The following is a 25961-nucleotide window of genomic DNA, read 5'->3' on the forward strand; positions in this document are numbered from 1 at the left end:
CTCAGAACAGCCCGGCGATGACCCCGCCGAGCGTCCCGACGATCGTCTCCCACACCGAGAAGCCGGTCGCGATCGCCAGCACCGTGTCCGCGCCGAAGAAGGCGAACAGCAGCGCGGAGCCGAAGTGCGCGAGCCGCATGTCGACCCGGCCGGCGAACGTGTGGAAGAAGTAGGCGTTCGCGAGGCTCACCGGGATGATCGCGAGCATCTCGCCGGCCCAGATGGCCGAAGTCGCGCCGTACTGGACCGCCAGGCCGATGGTGACGAGCTGCGTCTTGTCGCCGAACTCGCCGGTCGCGGTGAGTAGGAAGATGGGGAAGAAGCCGCCGAGCGACCCAGAGTACCTGTCGAGCCGCCCCGGGAGCGAGAGGTCGTCGAACGCGGCCAAGCCGCCGTCGGTGCGCTCCGCTTCCGGGGTCGTCCCGCGCGACGGCGCGGACCGGTACAGCAGGACCGCGAAGACGAAGAACAACACCGCGGTGATCGCGTCCAACACGACCGGCGGGAGCGCCGACTGGAGTGCCTGCCCGAACGCGATCTCCACGGCGGTCCACCCGGCGAACGCCGAGCCAGCGGCCGCGACGACGACCTTGGGATCGTACCGCGTGGAGAGCCCGGCGATCATCAGCTGTACCTTCTCGCCCGGCAGCACCGCGAGCTGCGTCACGAACGCGATCGCGACGATCTCGACGTAGCCGGTCATGCGTCGCCCGCCTCCTGACCGTCGGTCGCGGCGGTCGACTCCGCGGCGCGCCGAACGTACACGCGGTCCGCGACCGCCTCCGGCAGCCCGTGTTCGTCCCCGTCGCTCGTCCGGACGGTGACCAGCCCGAAGGAGGTGATATCGACGACCTCGACGGTCGTTCCGGGCGTTATCTCGGCGTCGACGAGGAACTCCAGCACGTCGGGGTCGCGGTCGCTGACGCGGGCGACCGTTCCCCGTTCACCCGGATCCAGCGCCGCGACGAGCGTCGTCCCGGCGTCCTCCGGCGTCGAGAGGTCGGCCGGCGGGATCGGGTCACCGTGCGGGTCGGCGGCGGGGTAGTCGAGGACGCGCTCGACCCGACGCGTGAACTCCTCGCTGACGTGGTGTTCGAGCGCGTCAGCCTCGTCGTGGACCTCGGTCGCCTCGTAGTCCAGCTGCTCTGCGAGGAACGCCTCGATGAGGCGGTGTCGGCGGACGACCTCCAGCGCGGCGACCTCGCCCGCGGGCGTGAGCTCGACGCCCGTGTACTTCTCGCGGGAGAGCAGGCCGCGGTCGGCGAGCGTTTCCACCATGCTTGTCACCGTCGCGGGGGTCTTGTCGAGCGAGTCCGCGATCTGTGAGGTCGAGACGGGCGGTCCCACCCGCGACTCGATCCGATAGATCGACTTGAGATAATCTTCGACGGCGTCGGTCGGCATAGACGTTTTTGACTGGTCTAAATTAATAGTTTGTCGGATGCGTTTTCTGTTCTTGCCAAAGGCATAACGAGAGGCGAGTCGAAACGGTGATCTCGAAAACCGTCGCTGTGAGCGATCGGAAACCGATCGAACGTCACATCCGGTCGAGAATTAGGGGTCGCCGACGCGCGGTCGGTCGGCTTATTTGACCGTCAGCAGGCGGCGCAGGATGTCGCCGTACGCTGGCCGGGTGATCAGCACACCGACCAGCACGCCGAGGACGGTGAAGATGGCGAACCCGGAGAGGTCGCCGAGCGACAGCACCATCAGCGGCGACATCGCGATGATGGTCGTGGCCGCGGCCGCGCCGATCACCCAGAACGCCCGCCGGAACCGGGAGTCGAACACTTTCTTCGAGTTCACGTCGCCCTCGCTCATCACCTCGTCGGCGATGATGACGAGGTCGTCGACACCGGTCCCGACGACCGCGATGAAGCCGGCGATCACCGCGAGTTCGAGCGGGTAGCCGAGCAGCGCCGCGAACCCGAGCAGGGCGTACACCTCCGTCAGCGCCGTGACGATCATCGGGAGCGCGACGCGCGGTTCGCGGTAGCGGAGGAACACCATCCCGGCGACCGCCAACACCGAGAGCACGCCGATGACCAGCGAGTACGTCCGGAAGTTCTCACCCTGCGAGGCCGAGATGGACGAGGAAGTCCCCTCCCCGCTGATGTCGAGGTCGGCCGGGAGCGCGCCGGCGCGGAGGTTCAGCGAAATGGTCTGCGCCTCGGCGAACTCGCCCGTCGTGAGCCGGAAGTTCCCGGTGTCGGCCCACGAGCCGGCCGCCATGCTGTCCGCGAGGCCCGGGTCCATCCCGAAGGAGTTGACGACCTCGCCGTCGACGACGAGCAGGAGACACGGGTTCGAGTTCTCTATCTCACCGGTCTCCTCGTTGTATCCGCACCGGTCCGCCCCCGTCTGGTACGCGTCGGCGAAGCCGCGTTGCGCCACGGCGTCTTGGAAGGAGTGCGCCGGCGACTGGCCGCTCTCGGCGGTGTTGCGCACTGTGACCGGGACGTACGCTCCGGTACCGCGGTCGCTCTGGGCCGCGGTCCCGATCGTCTCGAAGTCGCCTTGGGTCAGCGTTCCCTCCTGAACCGCGGTGCCGTTTCCGTCCGGGTACGCGATGTCGATCCGGACGGTCCCGCGCTCCTCGAGGAGGTCGATCACTTCTTGCCGGCCTTGCCCCGGCACCTCGACGAGGATGAAGTACTCCCCGGTGATCGACTGGATCTGTTGGACGCTGCCGCCCGAGAGGCCCGCCTCGTTGATCTTCCCCTGGATGACGTTCATCGTCTCGTCGCGCGTCTCCTGCGTGACACCCGACCGAACCTCCGCGTACTCGTAGCCCGCGGCGTCCATCGCCGCGCGGAACTGGGACTCCGTCACGGACGGCTTCGTCACCTCGACCGCGCCCTCTTCCGGAACGACGCCGACGTTTCGGACGGAGGCGTTGTCCAGTTCGGCCGCGACCGCGTCCGCGACGCTCTCGGGCGTGTCACCGCCGAACGCGACATCCGTCGCGGTGTATCCCGAAAGCGGCGCGCGGACCCGCGTCCCGCCCGCCAGATCGAGGCCGTACTGGAGGTTCGTGACCCCCTGCTGGGCCTCGCTGACGTTCTCCCCGGGCGCCGGCTCCGGCCCGAACCCGGGAGCGAAGAGCGCCACGGACGACCCGATCACGACGACGACGAGCAGCAGGATTCGCCAGTTCTTCTTGATCGGTTCGAGCATTACCGCGCCACCCCCTCGAACTTGTACCAGCGAAGCAGCGAGACGTTCATCAGGTACGTGTTCATCAGGTCGGCGCAGAGCCCGACCGCGAGGATGATCCCGATGTCACGGAGCAGCCCCACCCCGAACACCGAGGCGCCGATCGCCATCACGACCATCGCGGCGATGGAAGTGAGCGTCATCGTCACCCCGGTCCGCATCGCGCGGCTCACGGACTCGTAGAACTCGCCGGTCCGTCGCAGCACGGAGTCGTTCAACAGGATGTCCGAGTCGACGCTGTATCCGATGATCATCAGCAGCGCCGCGATCGTTCCGAGCGTCATCTGGATGCCGAGGAGGTTCATCGCCGCGATCGGGATGACGAGGTCGGAGAACGCGGACGCGACGACCGCCAGCGAGGGGACGAACGTCCGGAACAGCGCGAACACGAGGACGCTCATCCCGAGGAACGCGATCGCCACGCCGATGATGGCGGTCCGCGCGGTGTCGCTCGCGAAGCTCGGCGACACCTGATCGACCGCGGTCGTGGTCAGTCCCGCCGCCTCCGCCTGGTCTTGGAGATCGTTCGCGAGCCCCTCCGGATCGTCCTGTGACGCCTGGAACGTGACGACGACGACGTCGTCGCCGGGGATCGTTCGGACCGAGTCGGGCTCCCGCTCGAAGGCCGTTTGGATCTGCTGTTCGACGTCGCCGCTCGCGTCGTCCGCGACTCGCAGCTCGACGCCGCCGGTGAACTCCAGTCCCAGGTTCGCGGGCGCACCGGTGGCGACGACCCAGCCGCCGATAATCGCCAGCGCGAGGACCAGAAACGCGAGCGGCACCGCCGCGAGCTGCCGGTTCGAGTAGTCGGTGTAGTTGACTTCCGGCACCTCGATCGCTACCATAAATACCGCTTCCTCCGCGGGCGCGAATAAGCCTTCTTATCTGGTGGGCCGACGGCGGCGACCGAGGCTGTAACCCCCCGCGTTACGGGAGGTACCGCACGGCGACGACGCCCGGCTCCGATCGGATCTCGACGCGGTTCACGCCCAGTCGGGCGGCGCGCGAGAGCGTCCCCTCCCGGTCGTCGATCACGTCCGCGACCGCCGCCTCCGTCTCCGACTCCGGCGGGGTCAGCACGTGGACCTCGCCGACGCCCGCGCGCTCCTGCCGGGCGAGTTCTCCCGTCGGGGTCTCCGCGGCGAGTTCGCGCTCGTGAACGGTCGGCGGCTCCGGGCTCTCCTCTATCGAGAGCGCGCGGCGCGCGTCGACCTCGACCACCTGATAGGTGACCTCCATCGGCGGGTCGGGGGCGACGGTCGCCTCGACGGCGTCGTCGACGTCGAGGCCGGGGTTCGAGCTCAGCGTGTGAACCTGTCCGTCGTGGACATCTTTCAGCACCGCCGAGTCGCTCTCGACGTGCGTGACGAGGAACGTGCTCTCCTTCTCGTCGGTCATTGCGTTCGGCTAGTCGCTCTGACGACTTCCGGCTTTCGAGCCGCGGCCGCGGGCCGTCGTTTCACGCCGGCCCGCCGGCGTCGCCCGACGCGTCGCCGTCGACGGCCGCGCCGTCGTCAGTCCCGCCGCGGAGTCGAAAGTGCGTCGCGAAGACGGCGAGCGCGGCCGCGACGGGCGGGACGAACCCCGCCAGCTGCGGGAGCGCGTACAGCGCGTTGACGAGGACGGAGCCGCTCGGGTCTCGGAGCCCCTCGGGCGCCGAGATGACCATTCCGAGGTACAACGAGAGCAGGAACAGGAAGCCGGCGACTCCCATCCACCGGTCGTACGTGGCCGCGACCCGGTCGCCGCGGCGGTGGCGCCGGGCGACGAACAGTATCGGCGCGAGCAGCGGGCCGACGGCGCCGAGCCCGGCGACCACGAACAGCGACCGCGAGAACAGGAACGTCCCCCCTTGCGCCGACACGGTTTCGCCCATCCAGACGACCAAGGCGAGAGTGACGACGAGCGCGACGAACCCGGCCGCCAGCGCGCCGAGCGCGGCGTACGCCCGCATCGTCCAGGACTCGGTCGCGCGGAACGCGTACGGGATCGCGCCGAACACCCCGCGGTAGGCGTCTGCCATCGACTCCGATAGGGGCGTCAGCGAATTAAACCCCTCGTCGTCGGGAAACCATTTATACGCGCGACCGGATCCCCCTGACGTGGGTCTCTACGACACGTATCTCGCGACGCGCCACCGTCTCCACGACGCCGAGCCGCCGGCGCACGTCGCCCTCGTCCTCACGGAGCGGGACCTCCTCGCCGACGGCGCGTTCGACACGCTGTCGTCGGCCATCGGCTGGGCGTTCGAGTACGGTGCGGAGCGCGTCACTGTCTCCGTCTCCGTCCTCGACGGGGCCGTGGCTCCGACGCTGATCCGCGAGCTCCGCCGGCTCGATGTCCCCGCGGAGACGGTGGTCCGCGGCCCAGACGCCGACGCGCCGGGGGAAGCGGGAAGCGACCTCGGCGGCGACTCCGCCGCGGGCGACACCGACGCGCCGGTCCGGATACTGGTTGGCCTCGGCGGTAAGGCGGAGTTCGCCGGCGCCGTCCGCGAACTGGCGAACGACGTCGCGGCCGGCGAGATCACGCCGGACGCCATCGACGAGGCCGACGTCTCGGAGCGGCTGCTATTCCCCGAAGAGCCCGACTTGGTCATCAAGACGGGCGCCGAGCGGCTCTCCGACTTCGCAATCTGGCAGTCCGTGTACGCCGAGCTCTACTTCACCGACGTGAACTGGCGCGACTTCCGCAGGCGGGAGTATCTCCGCCCGGTCTTGGACTTCCAGGACCGACAGCGCCGGTTCGGCCGCTGACGCGCTCGGACCGCGGCCGTCGAGTTCCGCTACCAGACGAACGCGAAGAGCGCGGTGAACGTCACCAGCGCGCCCACCGTCGAGAGGATCGGCACGACGTTCTGCATCAGCACGACGCGCGCGCTCGTTCCCGGGTTGAACAGGTCCGACGCCGAGGGGACGTCGCTCGCGTCGCCCTCCCCGATCGCCGGCATCTCGTCGGCCGTCAGCGCCCCGACGGAGACCGTCGGTTCCTTCTCGCCTTTGATCCCCTGTCGGACGGTCACCGTGCGGGTCGCGCGCCCCCAGCCGAGCCCGACGATCGACATGGTCGCGATGATGACGAACGACGCCGGAATGCCGACCGCGGAGAGGCTGATCACGATCCCGGAGGAGACGACCGCGACGACGATGGCGGCCGTCAGCGGGAGGTCGGTGATGTCGTTACCGAGCGTGTCGAGCGTCCGTCGGGCGATGGTGAACGCGCCGACCGCGACGGCGGCGCTGCCGAGGAGGATCATCGGCGTCATCTCCACGCCGTCCAGCGCGACCAGCGGCGCGATGGCGTTCGCGATGTTCGAGGTTCCCGAGGAGAACGCCATCAGGCAGCCGATCGCGATGACGACGACTCCTCCCGTCAGCTCGCGTCGGGTCGTGTTCGGGCCGAGGGTCGGGCGCGGTATCGGCCCCGACCGGTCGAACTCGAACAGCGCACCCTCCGTGCTTTCGATCGCCACCCAGCGGTCGATCGCCGAGTAGAAGTAGCGGCCGACGACGCCCGAGACCCAGAACCCGATGATCGGCGCGACGAGCCACCAGATCGCGATCTCGCCCATCACCGCCCAGTCGAGGGTGTTCGTCGCGATCCCGAGCCCGGCGATGGAGCCGACCGCCGTCATCGACGTCGACGCCGGGACGCCGGCGAAGTTGCCGACGAACAGCGCGCCGCCGATGAAAAAGAGGACGATGATACTCGTCTCCAGCGTAAACACGTTCGCCCCGGTGACGAGGTCCTCGCCGAGCGTCGTGACGACGCGCTGGCCCAGTGTCCCCGCCCCGACGAAGAAGAACACCGACATCAGCCCCGCCGCGCCGGCCTTCGATAGCACGTCCGCGCCGACCGCCGGCCCGAACGCCGGTCCCGTCGTCGCCCCGCCGATGTTGTATCCGACGAACGCCGCCACCGCGACGCCGACGAGAAGAAGAGCTTCGACCATATACGAGAACAGACGACGCACGCGCTGTTAAACGGACGGGGTCCGTCCGCGTCGGCACCGGCCCCCTGCCCTTGGGTCGCCGCCGACCCCTGACACGAGTGCGACGCGGCGGACGGCTACCCGCCCAGGAAGTCCTGTCGCACGCCCTCGTCCGCGAGCAGTACGTCGCCGCGGTCGGTGTAGCGGTTCTCGCCGTTCACCAGCACGTACCCGCGGTCGCAGCGGCGCAGCGCCTCTTTCGCGTTCTGCTCGACCATCAGCACCGCCGTCCCCCCATCGTTGATCCTGTCGATCCGGTCGAACATGTCGGAGACGAGGTCCGGGGCGAGGCCGGCCGAGGGCTCGTCGAGCAGCAGGAGGTCGGGGTCGAGCATGAGCGCTCGCCCCATCGCGACCATCTGCCGTTGCCCGCCGGAGAGGGTTCCGGCCTTCTGCTCGCTGCGCTCCCTGAGGATCGGGAAGCGGTCGTAGATCGTCTCGATCTGGTCTTCAGGCACCTCGTCGAGGATGTACGCGCCCATTTCGAGGTTCTCGCGGACGCTGAGTCCGGGAAAGACGTTGTCGTTCTGCGGGACGAAGCCGACCCCCTCGCGGATGATCTGTTCGGGCGCCAGCCCGTGGATCGGCTCCCCCTCGAACTCGACGGTCCCGCCCATGTGGGTCGTGAGCCCGAAGACGGTCTTCATCACCGTCGACTTCCCGGCGCCGTTCGGCCCGACGACGGTCACGTACTCCCCGTCGGCCACGTCAAGGACCACGTCGGAGAGGATCTGGAGGTCGCCGTACCCGGCGTCGAGGTCGCGCAGGCGAAGGATCGCGTCGCCGTCGATCGCGTGGTCGGTGCCGGCGGTGGCAGTCGCGTCCGAATCACCGGCTTCGCTCGCTTCCGTCTCGGCGGCTGTCGTCTCCGCGTCGTCCGCCGCTGCGTCGGCCGTCATAGCTCCTCACCCAGGTACGCCTCGATGACCCGCTCGTCGTTCCGTATCTCGTCGCCGGTCCCCTCGGCGAGCACGCTGCCCTGATGCATGACGATGACGCGTTCGCAGTTCTCCATGATGATGTCCATGTCGTGCTCGACGAGTAGGAAGGTGTAGCCGTCCGCGCGCAGGTCGTGGATCCGGTCGAGGAGCTTCTCCTCTAAGGTCGGGTTGACCCCGGCGAGCGGCTCGTCGAGCAGCACCATCTCGGGGTCGGTCATCAGCGCCCGGGCCATCTCCAGCAGCTTCCGCTGTCCGCCGGAGAGGTTCCCCGCGTGTTCGTGCGCGAGGTGATCGATCTCGAAGAACTCCAGCGTCTCCCACGCCCGCTCGCGGAGCGCGGTCTCCTCCTCGACGACGGCGCCGCGGAGCCCGGGCGTCACCGCGCGGATCGCGGACTCGCCGAGCTGCCCCTGCGGCGCGAGCATGAGGTTCTCCAAGACGGTCATCTCGGAGAGCTCGCGGGCGATCTGGAACGTCCGGACCAGCCCCTCCCGCGCGATCTGGTGCGGTTTGAGGCCGGTGATCTCCTCGCCCTCGAAGTACACCGACCCGCCGGTCGGCTCGTGGACGCCGGTGATACAGTTGAATGTCGTTGACTTGCCTGCGCCGTTCGGCCCGATGAGCCCGGTCAGCGAGCCGGACTCGACCTCGAAGGAGGCGCCGTCGACGGCGGTGACGCCGCCGAAGCGCTTGACCAACCCCTCCACGCGGAGCGGGGGTGCCTCCGAGGGAGACCCCGACGGGACGTGTTTCGCCGCCTCCTCCACCTCGCTGTCGTTCGCCTCGGGCTCGCCGATCGTTCCGTCCGCCGTCGCGGTGACGGGGTCGGTGGCGGCGACGTCTCCCGGGTTGGGCGCGTCCGCGTCGGTCTCGGCGGAGTCGCTCGGGTCGGGGGCGTCGCTACTCATCGCTCTCACCTCCGGCGGGCCGCTCGGAGAGGTCGACGGCCGCGGCCGTCTCGATCCGGTCGCCGAGGATCCCCTCGGGCCGTCGGTGGATGATGAACACCAGCACGAGCCCGAGGAAGACGAACTGGAGCGGCGCGACGTTCTCGGTCGCGTACGCGAGGAACGTCACCGGGTCCAGCGAGGCGACCGCGTCGGCGAACGACGGCGGCGTCTGCGCGTCGATGAGTCCCCGGACCGTCCCGCCGACGCGGCGGGGCCCCTCGAACAGTACCGCCGCGAAGACGATCCCGCCGAGGACGGAGCCGGTGTTCGACCCCGACCCGCCGATTATCACCGCGATGAACACGTAGAAGGTGAGGAGCGGCCGGAACTGCGGCGTCGGCGAGACGTTGCCCTGGCTGCCGAACCAGAGGATGCCAGCGAGCCCCATCAGCGCGCAGCCGATGACGAACACCTTGATCTTCACGAGGTTCACGTCCTTGCCGAGCGAGTCGGCGACGAGCTCGTCCTCCCGGATCGCCTTCATCGTCCGGCCGAACGGCGAGCGGCCGAGGCGTTCGAGCAGGAGGTAGAAGCCGACGAGGAAGGCGGCGAGGACGGCGATGTACCCCCACCCGATGAGGATCGGCTGCGAGATGCCGAGGCCATCGCTCCCGAAGACGCCGAAGACGAGGTCGCCGAACGCGGTCGGCGTCCCCGCCTGCCCGTCGACGAGGAACAGGTCGCGGACCGGGTTGTCCGGCATCCCCATCCCGCGACCCCCGCCCGTTCCGGCGCCGATCGTGTCGCGCAGGAAGTTGTCGAAGGCGCTCGACTGGAGCGACAGGCGGACGATTTCCGAGAGGCCGAGCGTCACGATGGCGAGGTAGTCGGCCTTGAGTCGCAGCGCCGGCAGGGCGGCGACCCCGCCGAGCAGCGCCGCCATGCCCATTCCGGCGACGATGCCGACCGGGAGCGGCAGTCCGAGCCCGGGCGGCCCGAAGGCGGGGTCCGGCGAACGGACGACCATTCCCATCGTGTACACGCCGACGGCCATGAACCCGGCGACGCCGATGTTGAAGAGGCCGGTGTACCCCCACTGGAGGTTCAACGCGAGCGCGGTGAGCGCGTAGACGAGCCCGAGGAACGTCAGCGTCTCTAGGAGTCCGACGACGCTGTTGAGCCCGTCGGTGAACGTCAGCAGCGTCGCCGCGGCGTAGATCGCGAGCAGCGTCCCGACCACGAGCCCGAGGTCGCTCTCGCGGGCGGCCTCGACCAGCGCCGCCGTCGCGCTCTCGGGCGCCTCCGACCCGCCCGCGGACGGCCCGGAGGCGGAGCCGCCGGGTGCGTCGGCGTCGCTCATGCGGTCGTCACCCCGCCGAACAGTCCCTCTGGGCGCAACAACAGCATCAGGATCATCACGGCGAACGCGGCGGCCTGGTTGAAGTCGGAGGGGATCCAGATCGTCGAGGTGGTGAACACGACGCCGATGACGAGGCCGCCGACGATGGCGCCGTACACCGAGCCGATCCCCCCGAGGATCACGGCCGCGAAGATGAGGAGCAGGAGGAGCCAGCCGAAGTCGAACTGGATCGTCCCGCGGAGCAGCACGTAGAGGTAGCCGGACGCCCCCGCGAGCCCGCCGCCGATGATCCACGTGGCGGTGACGACGCGCTCGGCCGGGATGCCGGTGATGAGCGCGAGGTCCTTGTTGTCGGCCATCGCCCGCATCGCGGTGCCGAGCTTCGTGTGCTGGAGCATGCCGTGCATCGCGAGCATCAGTCCGACCGCGGCCACGAGGATGGTGAGCTCGTGCGCGTTCACCGAGAGCCCGAGCGGGTCGAACGCGAGGTTCGACGCGTCGACGCTGGCGGTCACGCCGCGCCGGTCGGAGCCGTACCCGAACTGGAGCAGGTAACGGACGATGAGCGCCGCGCCGATAGAGGCGATGAGCAGGGAGATCCCGTCGCGATCCCGCATCGGCTTGTAGAACGCGCGGTCGAGCGCCACCGCGAGCAGCGCCGTGACGACGAACGCCGCGACCAGTCCGACGAGGATCGCGCCCGGCGTCGTGAGGATGTGCGCGCCGATGGCGCCCGGCGAGGCGTTCCCGGCGTCGCGGACCGTCAGGAGCGCGCGGACCGGGATGTCGCCGAGGCCGGCGATCAGGAACGCGACGCCCCACCCGGAGAACGCGCCGACGCTGACGAGGTCACCGTGCGAGAAGTTCGCGAACGAGAGGATGCTGTACGTCATCGAGAGGCCGATCCCCGCGAGCCCGATCACGAGGCCGATCACGACCCCGTTCCAGAGGTTCGAGCCGAGCCGGTCGACGGAGAGCGACCCTCCTATCGGGCCGAGGCCGACACCCGCGAGCTTCGCCGCGAGATCGACGAGGAGCAGGCCCGCAAGGAGGACGACGAAGAGAAGCCCCGGCCGAGCCCGCGCCGCGTCGACGATCGACGAGTCAGTTGTTCCCATGTGTACGTCTCACTGACACAGGGTGGGTCACCGAGCGGTAAATAACTCGCTGTTCGGACAAACATCGATACCTCGAAAGCGCCTGACAGCTGTCACCCCCCACCGCGTCCCGAACGCGGCCTCAGTCGCCGCCCGCGGCCCGCGCCCGACGCCGCGCCGCCTCCGGCGAGCGCCCCTCGCGCAACAGCGCCTCGACGAACAGCTCGCCGGCCTTGTACGACGACCGGACCATCGCGCCCGACGCGCAGTAGAGGAAGTCGAACTCCTCCTCGGCGACCCGCCGCCACGTCTCGAAGATGTCGGGGTGGACGTACTCGAACACGTCGAGGTGCGAGCGCGAGGGCTGGAGGTACTGGCCGAAGGTGACCACGTCGACGCCGACCTCGCGGAGGTCGCCGAGCGTCCGGTACACCTCGTGGTCGTACTCGCCGACGCCGAGCATGAGGCTCGTCTTGGTATGGATGTCGGACCTCTTGTCGACCCGATCGAGGACGGCGAGCGACTGCTCGTAGTTCGCGCGGCGGTCCCGGACCGGCCACTGGAGGCGCTCGACCGTCTCGACGTTGTGGGCGATCACGTCCGGCCCGGCGTCGATGATGCGATCGATCGCTTCCGGGTCGCCCTGGAAGTCCGGGATGAGCGTCTCGACGAGGATCTCGGGGTCGCGGCGCTTGATCGCCCGGATCGTCTCGGCGAAGTGCGCCGACCCGCCGTCGGCGAGGTCGTCGCGGTCGACGGACGTGAGGACGACGTAGTCTAACCCGATCTCCGCGACCGCGTCCGCGACGTTGGCGGGCTCGTCCGGGTCGAGCGGCTCCATCCCGCCCGTCTCGACGTCGCAGAAGTTACAGCCGCGCGAGCAGCGGTCGCCCATCAGCATGAACGTCGCCGTGCCCGGGCCGTCGTTCCCCGACCAGCACTCGCCCATGTTCGGGCAGTTCGCCTCCTCGCAGACCGTGTGGAGGTCGTGCTCGCGGAGGGTGGACTTGATCTCCGTGAACCGACTCCCGGACGGCGGGCGCGACTTCAGCCAGTCCGGCTTCCGGCGGCCGCGTGACATGGATGATCCTTAGCGTCCGAGCGCAAAAGGATGCGGGTCGCCGAGGCGGCCCGGGGTCTCGCCGACCGCGGGTTCACGCCTCGGGACCGCCCCGGCTCATGCCTCCGGGACAAACACGTTCATCGACGGCGTCTGGATCCCTTGGAACTTGTTCTTCCAGTTGTACGCGATGTTCAGCACGCGCCGCCGGTCGCCCGGCGGTCCCGTCACCACGCTCACGGAGGTCCCGTCTTCCGGGATCTCGACGCGGGTATCCCGCCAGTCGAACCCGGCGAGCAGTTCCGAGGGGTTCTCGACCGACACCGTCCCGCTGTTCCTGTTCACCTCGTAGAGGCGGTAGGCGTCGGCTTCGAGCAGCCGCTTGATCTCTTCAAGATCGTCGTCGAAGTGTGCTTCGAGCGCGTCGGCGGTGTGGTAGCCGCAGACGATCAGGTGCGCGAACGTCTCGACGTTGCGCGGGTTCTGCTCTGCCTCGCGGAGGTGGTCGAAGTACGCGAGCTTCTCCTCGCGGTCGAGGTCGAGGATCGCGTTGACGATCCGGGCCGCCTCGCGCTCTCCCTCCGTCGCGTCCGAGTCCGTGAGGACCTCGTCCGCCCGCGACCCCGTGTTCTGCCCCCGCGAGACGTCGAGGACGTTCTTGAGGTGTTTCGCGCGGTCGTACACCGCCGACTTGTACGACCAGTCGCAGTCGCGGACGTCGTCCGGGTAGCCGTCGAACTCGCGAAGGAGCGCCTCGCGGTCCTCGGGGAACCCGATCTCCTCGCGGAAGTCGCTCCACGCCGTCGCGTCCTCGAAGAGCCCGAACTGCGTCAGCGTGTCCTGCCCGAGGTTCGCCCGCGTGCCGCCGCTCGCGACGAACTTGGCCTCGACGAACGTCTCCCCGTCGGGCGACTCGACGATCAGATCGCCCAGCGAGTCGTAGGAGTTGCCGGCGTGGCGAACCGCGGTCAGGTCGGGGAAGTCGCTCCGGAGCCGGTCGGCGAGCGCCTCGCCGAGATCGGGTCGCCCCCGCTCTTCGAGGTCGGCGTCCGGCTCCGCGCCGTTCGCGAGCTGCGCCGTCAGCTTCTCCGTGGCCTCGACCCAGCCGCGCTCGTGTTTGCCCATGTGGCGTGTCGGTCGGCGACGGGAGATAAAGGAACCGCGTACTGGCGGCGAGCTCCCGACCGCCGTCGGTCGTCGGATAAACCGTGCCGCGAACGAGGTGCGTTTAATTCGGTCGCGTCCGAACGGCCGGCCAACGGCGTGTGTAAAAATGGATGAGGTCGCCCCCGGGCTCCTCGTGGGGACGATGTCGGACGCCGAAGACGAGTCGCTGCTCCGGCGCCGCGGCGTCGACGCCGTCGTGTCGCTGACGTACGACGACCCGGACACCGGCGCCGTCGCTCGCGTCGACGCGCCGATGACGGACGGGCCGCGAAACGAGTACGAGGCGTTCGCCACCGCCGCGGAGACGGTCGTGGAGCGGCGCGAGGCCGGACAGCGCGTCCTGGTTCACTGCTCGGCCGGCGCCTCCCGCAGCCCGGCGGTCGCCGCGGCGGCGATGGCGCGACTGACGGACCGGGGCCTCGACGAGGCGTTCGAGCAGGTGCTCGCGCGGCGATCCGAAGTCGACCCGCACGACGCGCTGGTCCGGCGGGCGGCGACGTTCGTAACCGGAGGTAGCGAATGAGCGGCGAGGTCGCAGGAAGAGCCTAGGCCGAGATTTGAACTCGGGGTCTCGTCCTTACCAAGGACGCGCTTTACCGCTAAGCTACCCAGGCACGCACTCAGTTGTTGACCGGATTCGACTTTATGGGTTTCGATCCGCGGGCGCGACGTCCGGGAATCGGGACCGGTTCCGGCGTCGTCCCCGATCCGGTCACCGATCGGTCGCGCTGACGGCGCGATCCGAGATATCGGCGATACGGTCGGCGGTCGTCTCAGGTAGCGCCCGGCCCGCGGGCGGGAACTCGCCGTCGCAGTCGGCCGCGAGGTCGCGGGCGTACGCGAGGAGTTCCTCGGGCGGGTCGCCGCCGACCGCCGTGGTCCCGGCGACGACGGCGAGTTCCAGCGCGTCGACCTCCAGGTTGCGGTCGAGCCCGACCGCCGTCTCGGCGTCCGTCCCCTCGCGGTCGCGGAGCGTCTGGTCGCGGCCGAACGCGCGCACCACGTCGACCGCGGGGCGGGCGGCGTCGGTACACGCCAGGAGCGAGAAGCCGCGGGAGACGAGCACGTCGGCAGCGAGGATGTCCATGTCCGCGTCGATGTCGGCGGCGGTCGGCGCGGTCACCCACGGCTCCTCGCGGGCCACCGTACGGGTGAGCCGCAACCCCTCGTAGATGAGCTGTACGCCGGCGGCGCGATCGGTCACGTCGCCGAGCTCGACGTCGGGGTCGAGCGCGCGAGCGGTGACCAGCGCCAGCACGCCGGGGGTCACCGCCGCCTCGCCGATTCGCGCGTCGAGGGCCTCGCGGAGCTGTTCGGGCTCGACGTCCGCGAGCGCCTCGCGCGCGGCGTCACGCGCTCGCGCGGCATCGTCCATTGGTAACCGGTAGACGAGCGAAGGGCAAAGACCTTTGGAAACGAACGGGATTCCGTCCCGTGATCCGAACCCGAACCGACGGCGACGTGCGCGTCGTCACGCTCGACCGCCCCGAGGCGCGCAACGCGCTGCGCCCCGCCGACCTGACCGCCTTGTGCGAGGCCTTCGAACCGCCCGCGGCCGGCCCCCGGGCGCCGGTGACGTACCTCCGCGGCGCAGGCGACGCCTTCTGCGCCGGCGCCGACCTCGACGCGGTCGCGGCGCTCGACGACCCGGAGACGTTCGCGCGGCGGGGCCAGCGCGTGGCCGCCGCGATCGAGGACTCGCCGTCGGCCGTCGTCTGCGGGGTCGACGGTCCCGCCCGCGGCGGCGGCGTCGAACTGGCGCTGGCGGCGGACGTGCGCGTCGCGACGCCGCGGGCGACGTTCGCCGAGCCGGGGGTCTCCCTCGGTCTGTTCGGCGCGTGGGGCGGAACGGTGCGACTGCCGCGGGTGATGGGCGAAGGGGAGGCGCTCGACGTCGCGCTCTCGGGACGGGTACTCGACGCGGAGGCCGCCCTCCGGACCGGGCTCGTCTCGCGCGTCGTCGACGACCCCAGATCTGTGGCCGACGCGATAGCGGCGGGCGAGGCCGACGCGCTGGCGGCGATCAAGCGCCGGCTCCGCGACCGTCGGGACGACGGGGCGCAGGAGCGCGCGGAGGCCGCGGCGTTCGCCGACCTTCACGACGCCCACGCCGACGAGATCGCGCGACAGCGCGAGCGGTGAGGTGGCCGCCGCGGCGTCACCGCACCGTCCACGTCGCCCGGCAGTCTCGATCTCAAAGACTTAAGTGAGTCTCCAAACAAAAGACGAGTGCGAAGCACGCACCGGTAGTGTAGTGGTATCACGCAACCTTGCCATGGTTGCAACCCGAGTTCAAATCTCGGCCGGTGCACTTCCTGCGATCGTGCCCCGGCCTGACTCCCGCTCGCTTCACTCGCGGGAGTCCCGGCCGGTGTATTTTCTGAGCGAAGCGAGGAAATTACCGAGAGTGATTTGAACGCTATCAGTTGCGGTTCAACTCTCTCAGAGCCGGCCGGCGCGGTTCACGTGCGAAAAACCGGAACGGGTCTCCGTCGAGGTTTCTACTGGTTCAGCACGCTCGACCACTGGCTGGTGTACGTCGCCTGGTTCGGCTCGAACGAGACGCGCTCGGTAATCGTCCCGTCGCGCTCCTCGAAGGCGTTCACGTACGACTCCTCCAGCGACTGGCCGTAGGCGTCGTTGAGGTACAGCGTCCCCGAACTCGCCGCGCCGACCGTGTCGCTGACGGCGAGGTCGGCCATCGCGGGCCCCTGAAGCAGGTCGGAGGGCGCGGTCCGGAAGATGTAGTCGTTGTCCTCCAGATCGGTCACGTTCGGGTCGGTCGAGGACGGCGAGATGCCGACGACGCCGTTCGGGATGAACACCTGGTCCGAGACCTGGAGGTTAACGTTCGACGACGCCGGGCCCACGACGGCGCCGTAGCCCGCGTTGACGATGGCGTTCGCGCCCGAGATACCGGCCTGCGGGTCCGTCTGCGTGTCCTCAACTCGGGTCTCGACGTCGACGTTGATCCCCGCGTCGTTGACCTGCGTCGCCGCGAGCAGGGCGCCGTCGCGGATCGGGACGCCGAGCGGACCGAGGTCACCCGTCTCCGGCATCAACACGCCGATTCGCGCGGTGAACGAGTCGACGCCGACCGGGTCCGCGGCGGTCGCGTTCCGGTCCTCCTCGGAAAGTTCGTTGCCGAACTCGACGGTGTCGAGGGTGACGAGTTCGCCGTCTTGGAAGTCGACGATGTCGTACGCGGCGGTGGCGATATCGCCGTTGACGTCGAAGTTGACGCCCGAGGACGCGCCCACGTAGTGGACCGGATCGCCGGCGGCGACCGTCTCGACGGCCTCGGGGAGGTCCGCGGGGCCGAACTCGTCGCCGCCGGGATTAGCGACGGTCCGGACGCGGTCGCGGATCGCCTCGCCGCTGTTCTCGCCCGCGGCGGTCGCCGCGAGGATCTCGACCGCCATCGCGTCGTACGCCTGCGCCGTGAACACGCCCGGCTCCTCGCCGTACTCCTCCTGATACGACTCGGTGAAGAACTCCGCGCCGGGACCGCCGGCCGAGGGCGCGGTGCCGATGACGTTGTTCATGTCGTTGTCGACCTCGCCGGGCAGGTCGCTGTCGATCAGCCCGTCGGGGACGATGATGTCGAGGTCGGGCGCGCTGTCGGCGAAGTCCGAGTAGAAGTCGCGGAACAGCTGGATACCGGACTGCGGGAACCCGACGACCATCACGGCGTCCGGGACGTTGCTCTGGTCGCCGCCGTCGGACCCGTCGGAGCCGTCGTCCCCGTCCATCCCGTCGCCGCCGTCGCCGCCGTCGGACCCGTCGCCGCTCTCCGTCGAGCAGCCGGCGAGCCCCGCGATGCCGACCGCGCCGGCGCCCTTGAGTACGTCGCGTCGCTGGATTCTTCGCTTCATCCTGTGAGCGAATACCATGCGAGCCATTATAAGTGTATCCACGACCACAAATACCACACCCGCGAACTCCCCGGATTCAGACGGCTCCTCTCGCGGTCTGGGAGGCTTACGGTGCGTCTCGGGCCGGACCGGCGGCGACCGGAAACGCGGGTCGTTCCCGCTCGCTGATAGGTGGTCGGGGGCGCGTGACGGAACGCGAACGGGACGCCCCGTCGAACCGGGATCGGCCGCCGTGGCGACGGGGACTCGACCGCACCTCGCCGCCACCCGTCGGCTCAGTACCCCTGCGCGTTCCCGTCCTTCCGGGGTTCGGTGGCGGCCGAGAGGACCCCGTCGCGGTTGCGAGCGATCTGCGCGCCGCCGAACATGACCGGCGAGAGCGTCCGCACGTCGTGATCCTTCCGGACCAGTTTGGCTGCGGCGTCGTCGTCGAAGTGAGGTTCGAGCGCGAGTTCGCCGCCCTCGCGGTAGCGCCACCGCGGCTCGTCGAGCGCGCGCTGGAGGGGCATATCGTAGTCGACCAGATTCGAGATCACCTGGACGTGGCCCTGCGGCTGCATGTACCCGCCCATCACGCCGAACGCCGCCCAGTCGTCCTCGTCGAACCGGACCACGCCAGGGATGAGGGTGTGGAAGGGGCGCTTGCCTGGTTCGCGGCTGTTCGGGTGGTCCGGGTCGAGCGAGAACGAGGCCCCGCGGTTCTGGAGGGCGATGCCGGTGTCGCCCGCGACGAGCCCGGAGCCGAAGCCGGCGAACCGCGAGTTGATGTAGGAGACGACGTTCCCGGCGTCGTCGGCGACCGTGAGCAGCACGGTGTCGGCGTCCTCCGCGTTCGCGTTCGGCACCCCGAAGGAGACGTCGTGCGAGGCGGTCTCGCCGACGCGGGCGGCGCGCTCGGCGGCCCAGTCGGCCGACACGAGCGGGGGGATCTCCTCGTACTCCGGGTCGGTGATGTAACGGTGGCCGTCGTGGAAGGCTCGCTTCAATGCCTCGGCGAAGTAGTGGACGCGCTCGGGGGAGTCGTAGTCGTGCTCGCCCGCGCCCAGTTCGGCGGCGACGTTGAGCGCCTCCAGCGCGATGAGCCCCTGATTGTTCGGCGGTAGCTCGTACACCTCGGCGCCGTTGTACGTCGTCGACACCGGCTCCGGCCACTCGACCTCGAACTCGGCGAGGTCGTCGACGGTCATGAACCCGCCCTGCGACTGGACCTCGTCGGCGATCGCCTCGGCGATCTCGCCCTCGTAGACGGCGTCCGCGCCCTCCTCTGCGATCGTCTCCATCGACTCGCCGAGCCGCGGGAGCGTCACCGTCTGGCCGACGGCCGGCGGCTCGCCGTCGAACAGGAACGCCTCGCGGGCATGGTCGTCGGTGAACAGCGCGTCGGCGCTCGCCCCGTAGGAGGCGATCACCTCGGACACCGGGTACCCCTCGGTCGCGTACCGGATCGCCGGTGCGAGCGCGTCGGCGAGCGTGAGCCGACCCAGCTTCTCGACGGTCGCCTCCCAGCCGCGGGCCGTCCCCGGGACGGTGACCGCGTGCGGCCCGTAGAACGGCATCTCGGCCTCGCCGGCGTCGTCGACCGCGTAGCCGCCGTCGTCCGGGTAGTAGGAGTCGGCGTCGTCGCCCTCGGCGAGCGCCGCCCGCACACTTTCGATCGTCGCGTCGGCGGGCGCGCCGCCGCAGGAGCGCATCGCGCCGACCTCGCCGTCGGCGGTCCGGTACAGCGCGAACACGTCGCCGCCGAGCCCGGTCGAGGTCGGCTCGACGACGTTGAGCGCGGCGGCGGTCGCGACCGCCGCGTCGAACGCGTTGCCCCCCTCGCGTAACACCTCGATCCCCGCCTGGCTCGCGAGCGGCTGGCTTGTCGCCACCACGCCGCGCTCGCCGTACACGGTCGACCGCCGCGAGGTGAATCGGTCTAAGTCCGGATCCATACTCTCGATCCGGTCGCCCGGCACATAAACATCGATCCGGATCTATCCGGTCTGTTCGCTCCCGACCGAACGATCTGCCACCGGAAGGCGGGGCTCGGTCGCGCTTCGCCAGACAATAGTGAACGATCATGTCAATACGTCCAATTGTCACCGAATCGGTCAATTACTGTACGGATGACGACCTGATGTACTGAATAGAATAGTTTTTAACGGCCGACGTGTACGTGTTGGTATGTCTCACTCTGACAACGGACAGACGAAATCGGCAGCGACTCGCCGACGGGTTCTCGCCGCAATGGGCGGTGCGAGCGTCGTCGGCCTCGCAGGTTGTGTCGGCGGCGACGGCGGCGACGGGTCCGACGGCGGCGACGGCACGAACGAGTTCGTCGCGTCGGCGGCTGCGAACCCGGGCACGTTCGACCCGACGATCATCACGGACGCGACCTCCAACTCCGTCGTCGGCACCATGGCCTACGAGCGGTTGGTCGCGCTGACGTTCGACTACTCCGAGTTCCGGGGCGAACTCGCCTCCAGCTACGAGCAGGTCGACGAAACCACGTTCCGGTTCCAGCTCCGCGAGGGGGTCACGTTCCACAACGGCGACGAGTTCACCGCCGAGGACGTTCAGTTCTCCATCAACCGGACGAGCGGCACGACGAACGACGCCGACGTCTCCTTCATCGAGAACGTCGAGATACTCGGCGACTACGAGGTCGAAATCACCTCGACCGACCCGCACGCGCCGTTCTTGAACGACCTCGCCGCGGTCCCGATCCTCACGAGCAAGACCGACGCGATCAGCGAAAGCCCGGAACAGGACGACCACTCGTTCACCGAGCAGACCCTCGGTACCGGACCGTGGGAGCTGGAGGAGTTCTCGGCCGAGGACCGAGCCGTCCTCGTCCCCTACGACGACTACTGGTACGACGGCGACGACTACCCCGGCACGGCGCCGTGGGACCGGGTCACGATCCGGGTCATCCCGGAGCAGGTCTCGCAGGAGGAGGCGATGGCCGCCGGCGAGCTCGACATGATCGACAACGCGGCGCCCTTCGAGCTCGACCAGTGGGAGAACCAGACCGGCGAGGTCGTCACCGGCAGCGCCGTCGGGTTCGACTTCATCACCTATCCGGTCAACCAGAGCCCGTTCACCAACGAGAAGCTCCGCCGCGGAATGACCCGGTTACTCCCGAAGTCCGACGTCATCGAGGCCGTCTTCGGCGGCTATGCGACGGAGCTCGCCGGCCCGATCAGCCCCGGTCTCGGAGCGTTCTGGGACCCCGAACACGAGCAGAACCTCCTCGACGAGTACGTCGGCCAGGACGAGGAGGAGGGCCTCCGGCTCATCGGCGAGGCGTTCGAGGAGGAGGGCATCGAGGCGCCGTTCGACGTCTCTTTCATCACCAACGTCAACCGGACCCGCGAGCGGTGGATGGAGATCATCCAGCAGACGATGGACGAGACTGAGTACTTCAACGCGGAGCTCGACGTCCGCGCCTTCGACGACCTCGTCCCGTTCCTGCTCGACCCTGAGGGCGCCGCGGCCAGCACCGACGTCGTCGGCATCGGCTGGACGGGCGGCTCCGACCCGGACGGCCACATCAACCAGCTGCTCCACTCCAGCCAGCACGTCCCCGACGGATTCAACTGGAACCTCTACGAGAACGAGGAGATGGACTCGCTGATCACCGAGGGGCAGACGACCCTCGGCGCCGAGGAGCGACTCCCGATCTACCAGGACATCCAAGAGCTCGTCGCGCAGGAGGTCCCGATGGCGAACATGTGGACCGGCGACGTGATCGACGTGCTCAACCCGGCCAACGTCGAGTCTGTCGACCAGTGGAGCCCGCACCCGAACGCGAGCAACCGGTACAACACGCTGTACAAGCCGCACCTCGACGAGATCGTGTACCCGGCGGAGTAACGGTCTCAAACATCCGATAGCGCCCTCAATTCACCCCGATGAGTCTCCAACGATTTGTCATTAAACGCAGCCTGATAACCATCCCGCTGCTGCTCGGGATATCCCTGCTCACCTTCGGGATGGTCCACGCCATTCCCGGCGACCCGATCGACTTCATCACGCTGTTCACGGAGCTCGATCCGCAGACGGAGATGGAGATCCGGGCCGAGTACGGCCTCGACCAGCCGGTGTACATCCAGTACATCGACTGGGTCACCAGCGCGGCGACCGGCGACTTCGGCCGGTCGATCATCACCCGCGACCCGGTGATAAACGAGATCATGGAGCGGCTCCCGTACACGCTCGTGATGGGGATCATGGCGTTCGGCGTCACGCTCGCCACGGCTATCCCGACCGGCGTGATCGCGGCGTACTACCGCAACACCAAGATCGATCAGGCCAGCCGCGTGTTCGCGCTGCTCGGGATCGCGATCCCGAACTTCCTGCTCGGCCTGCTGCTGCTCTTGATCTTCGCGAGCTGGCTCGACCTGTTCCCCATCCTGCCGCCCACCAGTAAGGGGATCCTCAGCTACGACATGCTGGTGTACACCCTGTTGCCGGCGATCACCATCGGGACCGGTTCCACGGCTCTGCTGATGCGACTGATGCGGTCCTCGATGGTGGAGGAACTCGACAAAGACTACGTCCGGACGGCGCGCGCGAAGGGGCTCCCGGAGCGGACGGTCGTCCGGAAACACGTCCTGCGGAACTCGCTGATCTCCGTCGTCACCGTGGCGGCGATCCAGGTCGCGTTCATCATCAGCGGCTCCGTCGTCGTCGAGATCGTCTTCTCGTATCCGGGTATCGGACGGCTGCTCGTCGATCGGGTGGGTAACCGCGACTTCCCGGTCATCCAGGCGATCGTCCTCCTGATCGGCGTCGCCGTGATACTCGCGAACTTCGTCGCCGACGTGCTCTACGCGTACCTCGATCCCAGAATCCGATACTAGATAATGTCAAGCGAAACCTCACAGCGGACGACGGAACGCGGACGAATACGGGTCTCCGGCTTCGACGTCGAGCGCGTCGACTCCCGAGACCCGCTCTCCTCGTGGCAGCCCGACCTCCAGTCGGAGGAGGGGCGTGGTCGCCTCGAGTACGCGTGGATGCGGTTCAAACGGAACCGCCTCGCGCTGTTCGGCGCGGCCACCATCGTCTTCATGGTGCTGCTCGCGGTGTTCTCCCGTCCGATCCAGCTCCCGACTAGCTTCCCGGTGCTGGCCGGAGAGACGGTCCAGCCGTTCTCGCTCGCGCCGGCCGACCCCGCGAACCAGGACGTGATCACCGGGTACCGGGAGCCCACCCTGGAGAACCTCCTCACTTGGCCGCCCACCGGACTCTACCTGTTCGGCGCCGACTGGGCCGGCCGCGACATCCTCTCGCGGGTGATGTACGGCGGGCGCTGGAGCCTCTCGATCGGCTTCATCGCCGTCGCCATGGCCCTCCTCGTCGGGATCCCGCTCGGCTCGATCGCGGGGTACTACGGCGGCAAGATCGACGAGATCATCATGCGCCTCGTCGACCTGCTGTACGCGTTCCCGTTCATCGTGCTCGCGATCGCGGTCATCGCCGTCCTCGGTCGCGGCTACTGGGAGATGATCCTCGCCCTGGTCGTCGTCGGGTGGCTCCCGTACGCCCGCATCATCCGCGGCGAGATCCTGAGCGTGAAGGAGAACGAGTACGTCACCGCGGCGAAGGCGCTCGGCTCCCGCGACCGCTCGATCATCGCGCGGCACATCCTCCCGAACGCCATGGCGCCGGTGATCGTTCAGGCGACGCTCAGCATCGGCACCACGGTGCTCGTCGCCGCGGCGCTCGGGTTCATCGGGCTCGGCCTGTCCCCGGCGAGCGCGGAGTGGGGCGTCATGCTCAACGTCGAGCAGGACGCGATCGCCCGCGGCCGCTGGTGGGCCGGGCTGTTCCCGGGCCTCGCCATCTTCGTCTTCGTGATGGCGATCAACCTCGTCGGCGACGGCGTCCGCGACGCGTTCGACCCGCAGGGCGACCAGACCGACACCGACACCGGGGGGCTCCGCTGATGGCGATGCTCGAAGTCGAGGACCTCAACGTGCGGTTCTACACCGACGACGGGGTCGTCAAGGCGACGAACGACCTCTCGTACCGGATCGAGGCCGGCGAGCGGTTCGGCGTCGTCGGCGAGAGCGGGGCCGGGAAGAGCGTCACGAGCCTCGCGCTGATGCGCCTCATCGACGAGCCGGGCGTCATCGAGAGCGGCGAGATCCGGTTCAAGGGCCAGAACATCTTGGAGATGGATGAAGAGGAGATGCGCGAACTCCGCGGCAACGAGATCGCGATGATCTTCCAGGACGCCGGGACCGCGCTGAACCCGTCGTACACGGTGGGCGAGCAGATCTCGGAGGCGATCCGGTACCACATCGGGCTCGACGAGGAAGCGGCGCGCGAGCGCGCCATCGAGACGCTGGAGTCGGTCGGGATCCCCTCGGCCGCCGAGCGGTACAGCGACTACCCGCACGAGTTCTCCGGCGGGATGCAACAGCGCGTCGTGATCGCGATCGCGCTGTCGTGCGACCCCGACCTGATCATCGCCGACGAGCCGACCACCGCGCTCGACGTCACCATCGAGGCGCAGATCCTCGAACTGCTGGAGGAGGTCGCGACCGAGTTCGACACCGCCATCCAGCTCATCACCCACGACCTCGGCGTCGTCGCCGAGTTCTGTGACCGGGTCATGGTGATGTACGCCGGCCACCCGGTGGAGATGGCGCCGGTCGAGGACGTGTACTACGACCCGCAACACCCGTACACCGTCGGGCTGATGAGCTCCATCCCGCGTATCGGCGACGAGCGCGACCGGCTCCAGACGATCCCGGGCCGGATGCCGGACCTGATAGAGATGCCGCCGGGCTGTAACTTCCACCCCCGGTGTCCGTACGCCGAGGAGTCGTGTACCCGCATGGAGCCCCAGCTCGTCGACGTCGAGACGGGAGAGCCCGCGGACCCGATCAACAGCGACGCGCAGAGCGCCGCGTGTCTCGCACACACCGGCGAACTCACCGGCGAACTCGACTACGAGGTGACCGTCCGCGGCGAGGACGACCCGGTCGGGTCGGGCGACGCGGCGAGCTCAGCGGGGGTGAGCGACCGATGAGCGGCTCCGAGCCGCTCCTCCGCGTCGAGGGGCTCGAGAAGTACTACGAGTCCGAGAGCGACTTCATCGACCGGCTCCTCGGCCGGCAGAAGAAGGTGAAGGCGGTCGACGGGGTCTCCTTCGAGATCGAAGCGGGAGAGACGCTGGGGCTGGTCGGCGAGAGCGGCTGCGGGAAGAGCAGCATCGGCCGGTCGATCCTCCAGCTCCGCGAGCCGACCGCCGGCTCGGTATACTTCAAGGGCGAGGACATCACGGCGTTCTCCGACAGGGAGCTCCGGGATCTGCGAAAAGAGATGCAGATAATCTTCCAGAACCCGCAGTCGAGCCTCAACCCGCGGCTGACGGTGAACGACATCATCGGAGAGGCGCTCGACATCCACGGGATCGAGGGGGGCGTCTCCCGCGACGCCCGGATCAAGGAACTGCTCGACCGCGTCGGGCTCAACGCGAGCCACGCCAACCGGTACCCGCACGAGTTCTCCGGCGGACAGCTCCAGCGGATCGGGATCGCCCGCGCGCTCGCCGTGGACCCCGACTTCATCGTCTGCGACGAGCCCGTCTCGGCGCTCGACGTGTCGGTCCAGGCCCAGATCCTCAACCTGTTGGAGGACCTCCAAGACGAGCTTGGGATCGCGTACCTGTTCATCGCGCACGACCTCTCCGTCGTCGAGCACATCGCCGACGAGATCGCCGTCATGTACCTCGGCAAGATGGCCGAGATCGGCACGCCAGAGGAGCTGTTCGCGCCGCCGCAACACCCGTACACCGAGGCGCTGCTGTCGGCGATCCCGGAGCCGGACCCGCTGTGGGAGGGCGACCGGATCCTGCTGGAGGGGTCGGTTCCCTCCCCGATCGATCCCCCGTCCGGCTGTAAGTTCCACACGCGGTGTCCCCGCGTCATCCCGCCCTCGGACTACGAGTTCGAGCAGGCGGAGTGGCGCGCGGTCATGTCGCTCCGCCACCGCGCCCGCGAGGAGGACATCGCCGTCGAGACGTTCGACGCCGGCGAGAGCGCGCTGATGGGGGCGCTCCGCGAGGAGCTCGACCTCCCATCGACGCTGTCGGACCCGGAGGCAGAGGAAGTGGTCCAAGAGGCGCTCCGGCTGGTCGCCGACGAAGAGTTCGAGCACGCCGAGCGGGTGCTCGACGAGACGTTCGACACGCCCTGCTCGACGGACGAACCGGTGCTCCGCCAGACCGACGCGGGGCGCGTCGCGTGTCACCTCTTCGACCCGGCTTACGAAGCCGGGCCGACCGAGGGGGCGGCGCCCGACGACGGTACCGCCCCCGGCTCGGCCGCGAGCGGCGACGACTGACCACGCTCCGTCGCCCCCCCC

General features: G+C 68.9%; 24 protein-coding genes and 2 tRNA genes. 9 read left to right on the top strand and 17 right to left on the bottom strand.

Annotation, left to right across the window (positions count from 1 at the left end):
• Position 1: 1 nt before the first annotated feature.
• From B9H04_RS09565 to B9H04_RS09590, 6 genes are all read right to left on the bottom strand, one after another.
• Positions 2–703: a TMEM165/GDT1 family protein gene (locus tag B9H04_RS09565; RefSeq protein WP_049931682.1), complete on the bottom strand. Its 702-nt coding sequence runs from the start codon at positions 701–703 to the stop codon at positions 2–4.
• On the bottom strand, positions 700–1404 hold the full coding sequence (locus tag B9H04_RS09570; protein WP_049931681.1) for a metal-dependent transcriptional regulator: 705 nt from the start codon (positions 1402–1404) through the stop codon (positions 700–702). Before B9H04_RS09570 ends, B9H04_RS09565 begins: the two co-directional genes overlap by 4 nt.
• A 180-nt stretch (positions 1405–1584) precedes the next feature.
• On the bottom strand, positions 1585–3177 hold the full coding sequence (locus B9H04_RS09575) for a preprotein translocase subunit SecD (RefSeq protein ID WP_049931680.1): 1593 nt from the start codon (positions 3175–3177) through the stop codon (positions 1585–1587).
• On the bottom strand, positions 3177–4061 hold the full coding sequence (gene secF, locus B9H04_RS09580; protein ID WP_049931679.1) for a protein translocase subunit SecF: 885 nt from the start codon (positions 4059–4061) through the stop codon (positions 3177–3179). The genes B9H04_RS09575 and secF overlap by 1 nt, the downstream gene beginning before the upstream one ends.
• Before the next feature lie 82 nt (positions 4062–4143).
• Complete coding sequence (locus tag B9H04_RS09585) at positions 4144–4614, bottom strand: DUF5812 family protein (RefSeq protein WP_049931678.1); 471 nt, start codon at positions 4612–4614, stop codon at positions 4144–4146.
• A gap of 61 nt (positions 4615–4675) precedes the next feature.
• Complete coding sequence (locus tag B9H04_RS09590; protein WP_049931677.1) at positions 4676–5239, bottom strand: hypothetical protein; 564 nt, start codon at positions 5237–5239, stop codon at positions 4676–4678.
• A 79-nt stretch (positions 5240–5318) separates the two neighbouring features.
• Between B9H04_RS09590 and B9H04_RS09595 the strand changes: the two genes are divergently transcribed.
• Positions 5319–5972: an undecaprenyl diphosphate synthase family protein gene (locus B9H04_RS09595; protein WP_085682650.1), complete on the top strand. Its 654-nt coding sequence runs from the start codon at positions 5319–5321 to the stop codon at positions 5970–5972.
• Between the two features lie 29 nt (positions 5973–6001).
• Here the strand turns inward: B9H04_RS09595 and B9H04_RS09600 are convergent, their stop codons facing one another.
• The 7 genes from B9H04_RS09600 to B9H04_RS09630 form a co-directional block, all read right to left on the bottom strand.
• On the bottom strand, positions 6002–7168 hold the full coding sequence (locus B9H04_RS09600; protein WP_049931675.1) for an inorganic phosphate transporter: 1167 nt from the start codon (positions 7166–7168) through the stop codon (positions 6002–6004).
• Between the two features lie 116 nt (positions 7169–7284).
• A complete protein-coding gene (locus B9H04_RS09605) occupies positions 7285–8106 on the bottom strand; it encodes an ABC transporter ATP-binding protein (protein WP_176455110.1) in 822 nt (273 codons plus the stop codon).
• Complete coding sequence (locus tag B9H04_RS09610; RefSeq protein ID WP_049931674.1) at positions 8103–9056, bottom strand: ABC transporter ATP-binding protein; 954 nt, start codon at positions 9054–9056, stop codon at positions 8103–8105. Before B9H04_RS09610 ends, B9H04_RS09605 begins: the two co-directional genes overlap by 4 nt.
• Complete coding sequence (locus tag B9H04_RS09615; RefSeq protein WP_049931673.1) at positions 9049–10398, bottom strand: branched-chain amino acid ABC transporter permease; 1350 nt, start codon at positions 10396–10398, stop codon at positions 9049–9051. Before B9H04_RS09615 ends, B9H04_RS09610 begins: the two co-directional genes overlap by 8 nt.
• A complete protein-coding gene (locus B9H04_RS09620) occupies positions 10395–11516 on the bottom strand; it encodes a branched-chain amino acid ABC transporter permease (protein ID WP_085682651.1) in 1122 nt (373 codons plus the stop codon). Before B9H04_RS09620 ends, B9H04_RS09615 begins: the two co-directional genes overlap by 4 nt.
• Before the next feature lie 121 nt (positions 11517–11637).
• Positions 11638–12576 carry a lipoyl synthase gene (gene lipA / locus B9H04_RS09625; RefSeq protein ID WP_049931670.1) on the bottom strand — a complete coding sequence of 313 codons (939 nt, stop codon included), beginning with the start codon at positions 12574–12576 and terminating at the stop codon, positions 11638–11640.
• A 96-nt stretch (positions 12577–12672) separates the two neighbouring features.
• A complete protein-coding gene (locus B9H04_RS09630; protein ID WP_049931669.1) occupies positions 12673–13680 on the bottom strand; it encodes a hypothetical protein in 1008 nt (335 codons plus the stop codon).
• A gap of 148 nt (positions 13681–13828) precedes the next feature.
• Here B9H04_RS09630 and B9H04_RS09635 point away from each other — a divergent pair, with 148 nt between their 5' ends.
• Positions 13829–14245, top strand: a complete 417-nt coding sequence (locus tag B9H04_RS09635) for a dual specificity protein phosphatase family protein (protein WP_049931668.1) — start codon at positions 13829–13831, stop codon at positions 14243–14245.
• Positions 14246–14264: 19 nt separating this feature from the next.
• Here B9H04_RS09635 and B9H04_RS09640 read toward each other — a convergent pair.
• Together B9H04_RS09640 and B9H04_RS09645 are read right to left on the bottom strand one after the other, a co-directional pair.
• A tRNA-Thr gene (locus tag B9H04_RS09640) sits at positions 14265–14336 on the bottom strand.
• A 98-nt stretch (positions 14337–14434) separates the two neighbouring features.
• Positions 14435–15097, bottom strand: a complete 663-nt coding sequence (locus B9H04_RS09645) for a DUF7114 family protein (protein WP_049931667.1) — start codon at positions 15095–15097, stop codon at positions 14435–14437.
• Between the two features lie 59 nt (positions 15098–15156).
• Here B9H04_RS09645 and B9H04_RS09650 point away from each other — a divergent pair, with 59 nt between their 5' ends.
• A complete protein-coding gene (locus B9H04_RS09650; RefSeq protein ID WP_085682652.1) occupies positions 15157–15864 on the top strand; it encodes an enoyl-CoA hydratase/isomerase family protein in 708 nt (235 codons plus the stop codon).
• A 98-nt stretch (positions 15865–15962) separates the two neighbouring features.
• Positions 15963–16033: transfer RNA gene (locus B9H04_RS09655), tRNA-Gly, on the top strand.
• Positions 16034–16223: 190 nt separating this feature from the next.
• On the opposite strand, the gene B9H04_RS09660 is transcribed toward B9H04_RS09655, so the two are convergent.
• Both B9H04_RS09660 and B9H04_RS09665 read right to left on the bottom strand, forming a co-directional pair.
• A complete protein-coding gene (locus B9H04_RS09660) occupies positions 16224–17597 on the bottom strand; it encodes an ABC transporter substrate-binding protein (protein ID WP_049931665.1) in 1374 nt (457 codons plus the stop codon).
• A gap of 275 nt (positions 17598–17872) precedes the next feature.
• Positions 17873–19531: a gamma-glutamyltransferase family protein gene (locus B9H04_RS09665; RefSeq protein ID WP_085682653.1), complete on the bottom strand. Its 1659-nt coding sequence runs from the start codon at positions 19529–19531 to the stop codon at positions 17873–17875.
• A gap of 295 nt (positions 19532–19826) precedes the next feature.
• Between B9H04_RS09665 and B9H04_RS09670 the strand changes: the two genes are divergently transcribed.
• The 5 genes from B9H04_RS09670 to B9H04_RS09690 are packed head-to-tail and all read left to right on the top strand — an operon-like array spanning position 19827 to position 25940.
• On the top strand, positions 19827–21455 hold the full coding sequence (locus B9H04_RS09670; protein ID WP_049931662.1) for an ABC transporter substrate-binding protein: 1629 nt from the start codon (positions 19827–19829) through the stop codon (positions 21453–21455).
• A gap of 38 nt (positions 21456–21493) precedes the next feature.
• Positions 21494–22444: an ABC transporter permease gene (locus B9H04_RS09675; protein ID WP_049931661.1), complete on the top strand. Its 951-nt coding sequence runs from the start codon at positions 21494–21496 to the stop codon at positions 22442–22444.
• A gap of 3 nt (positions 22445–22447) precedes the next feature.
• Positions 22448–23533, top strand: a complete 1086-nt coding sequence (locus B9H04_RS09680; RefSeq protein ID WP_049931660.1) for an ABC transporter permease — start codon at positions 22448–22450, stop codon at positions 23531–23533.
• Entirely contained in the window at positions 23533–24624 is a 1092-nt protein-coding gene (locus tag B9H04_RS09685) for an ABC transporter ATP-binding protein (RefSeq protein WP_049931659.1), read from the top strand. The genes B9H04_RS09680 and B9H04_RS09685 overlap by 1 nt, the downstream gene beginning before the upstream one ends.
• Entirely contained in the window at positions 24621–25940 is a 1320-nt protein-coding gene (locus tag B9H04_RS09690; protein ID WP_085682654.1) for an ABC transporter ATP-binding protein, read from the top strand. The genes B9H04_RS09685 and B9H04_RS09690 overlap by 4 nt, the downstream gene beginning before the upstream one ends.
• The last annotated feature ends 21 nt before the right edge of the window (positions 25941–25961 follow it).

The sequence above is a fragment of the Halorubrum ezzemoulense DSM 17463 genome (assembly GCF_002114285.1).
Lineage (GTDB): Archaea > Halobacteriota > Halobacteria > Halobacteriales > Haloferacaceae > Halorubrum > Halorubrum ezzemoulense.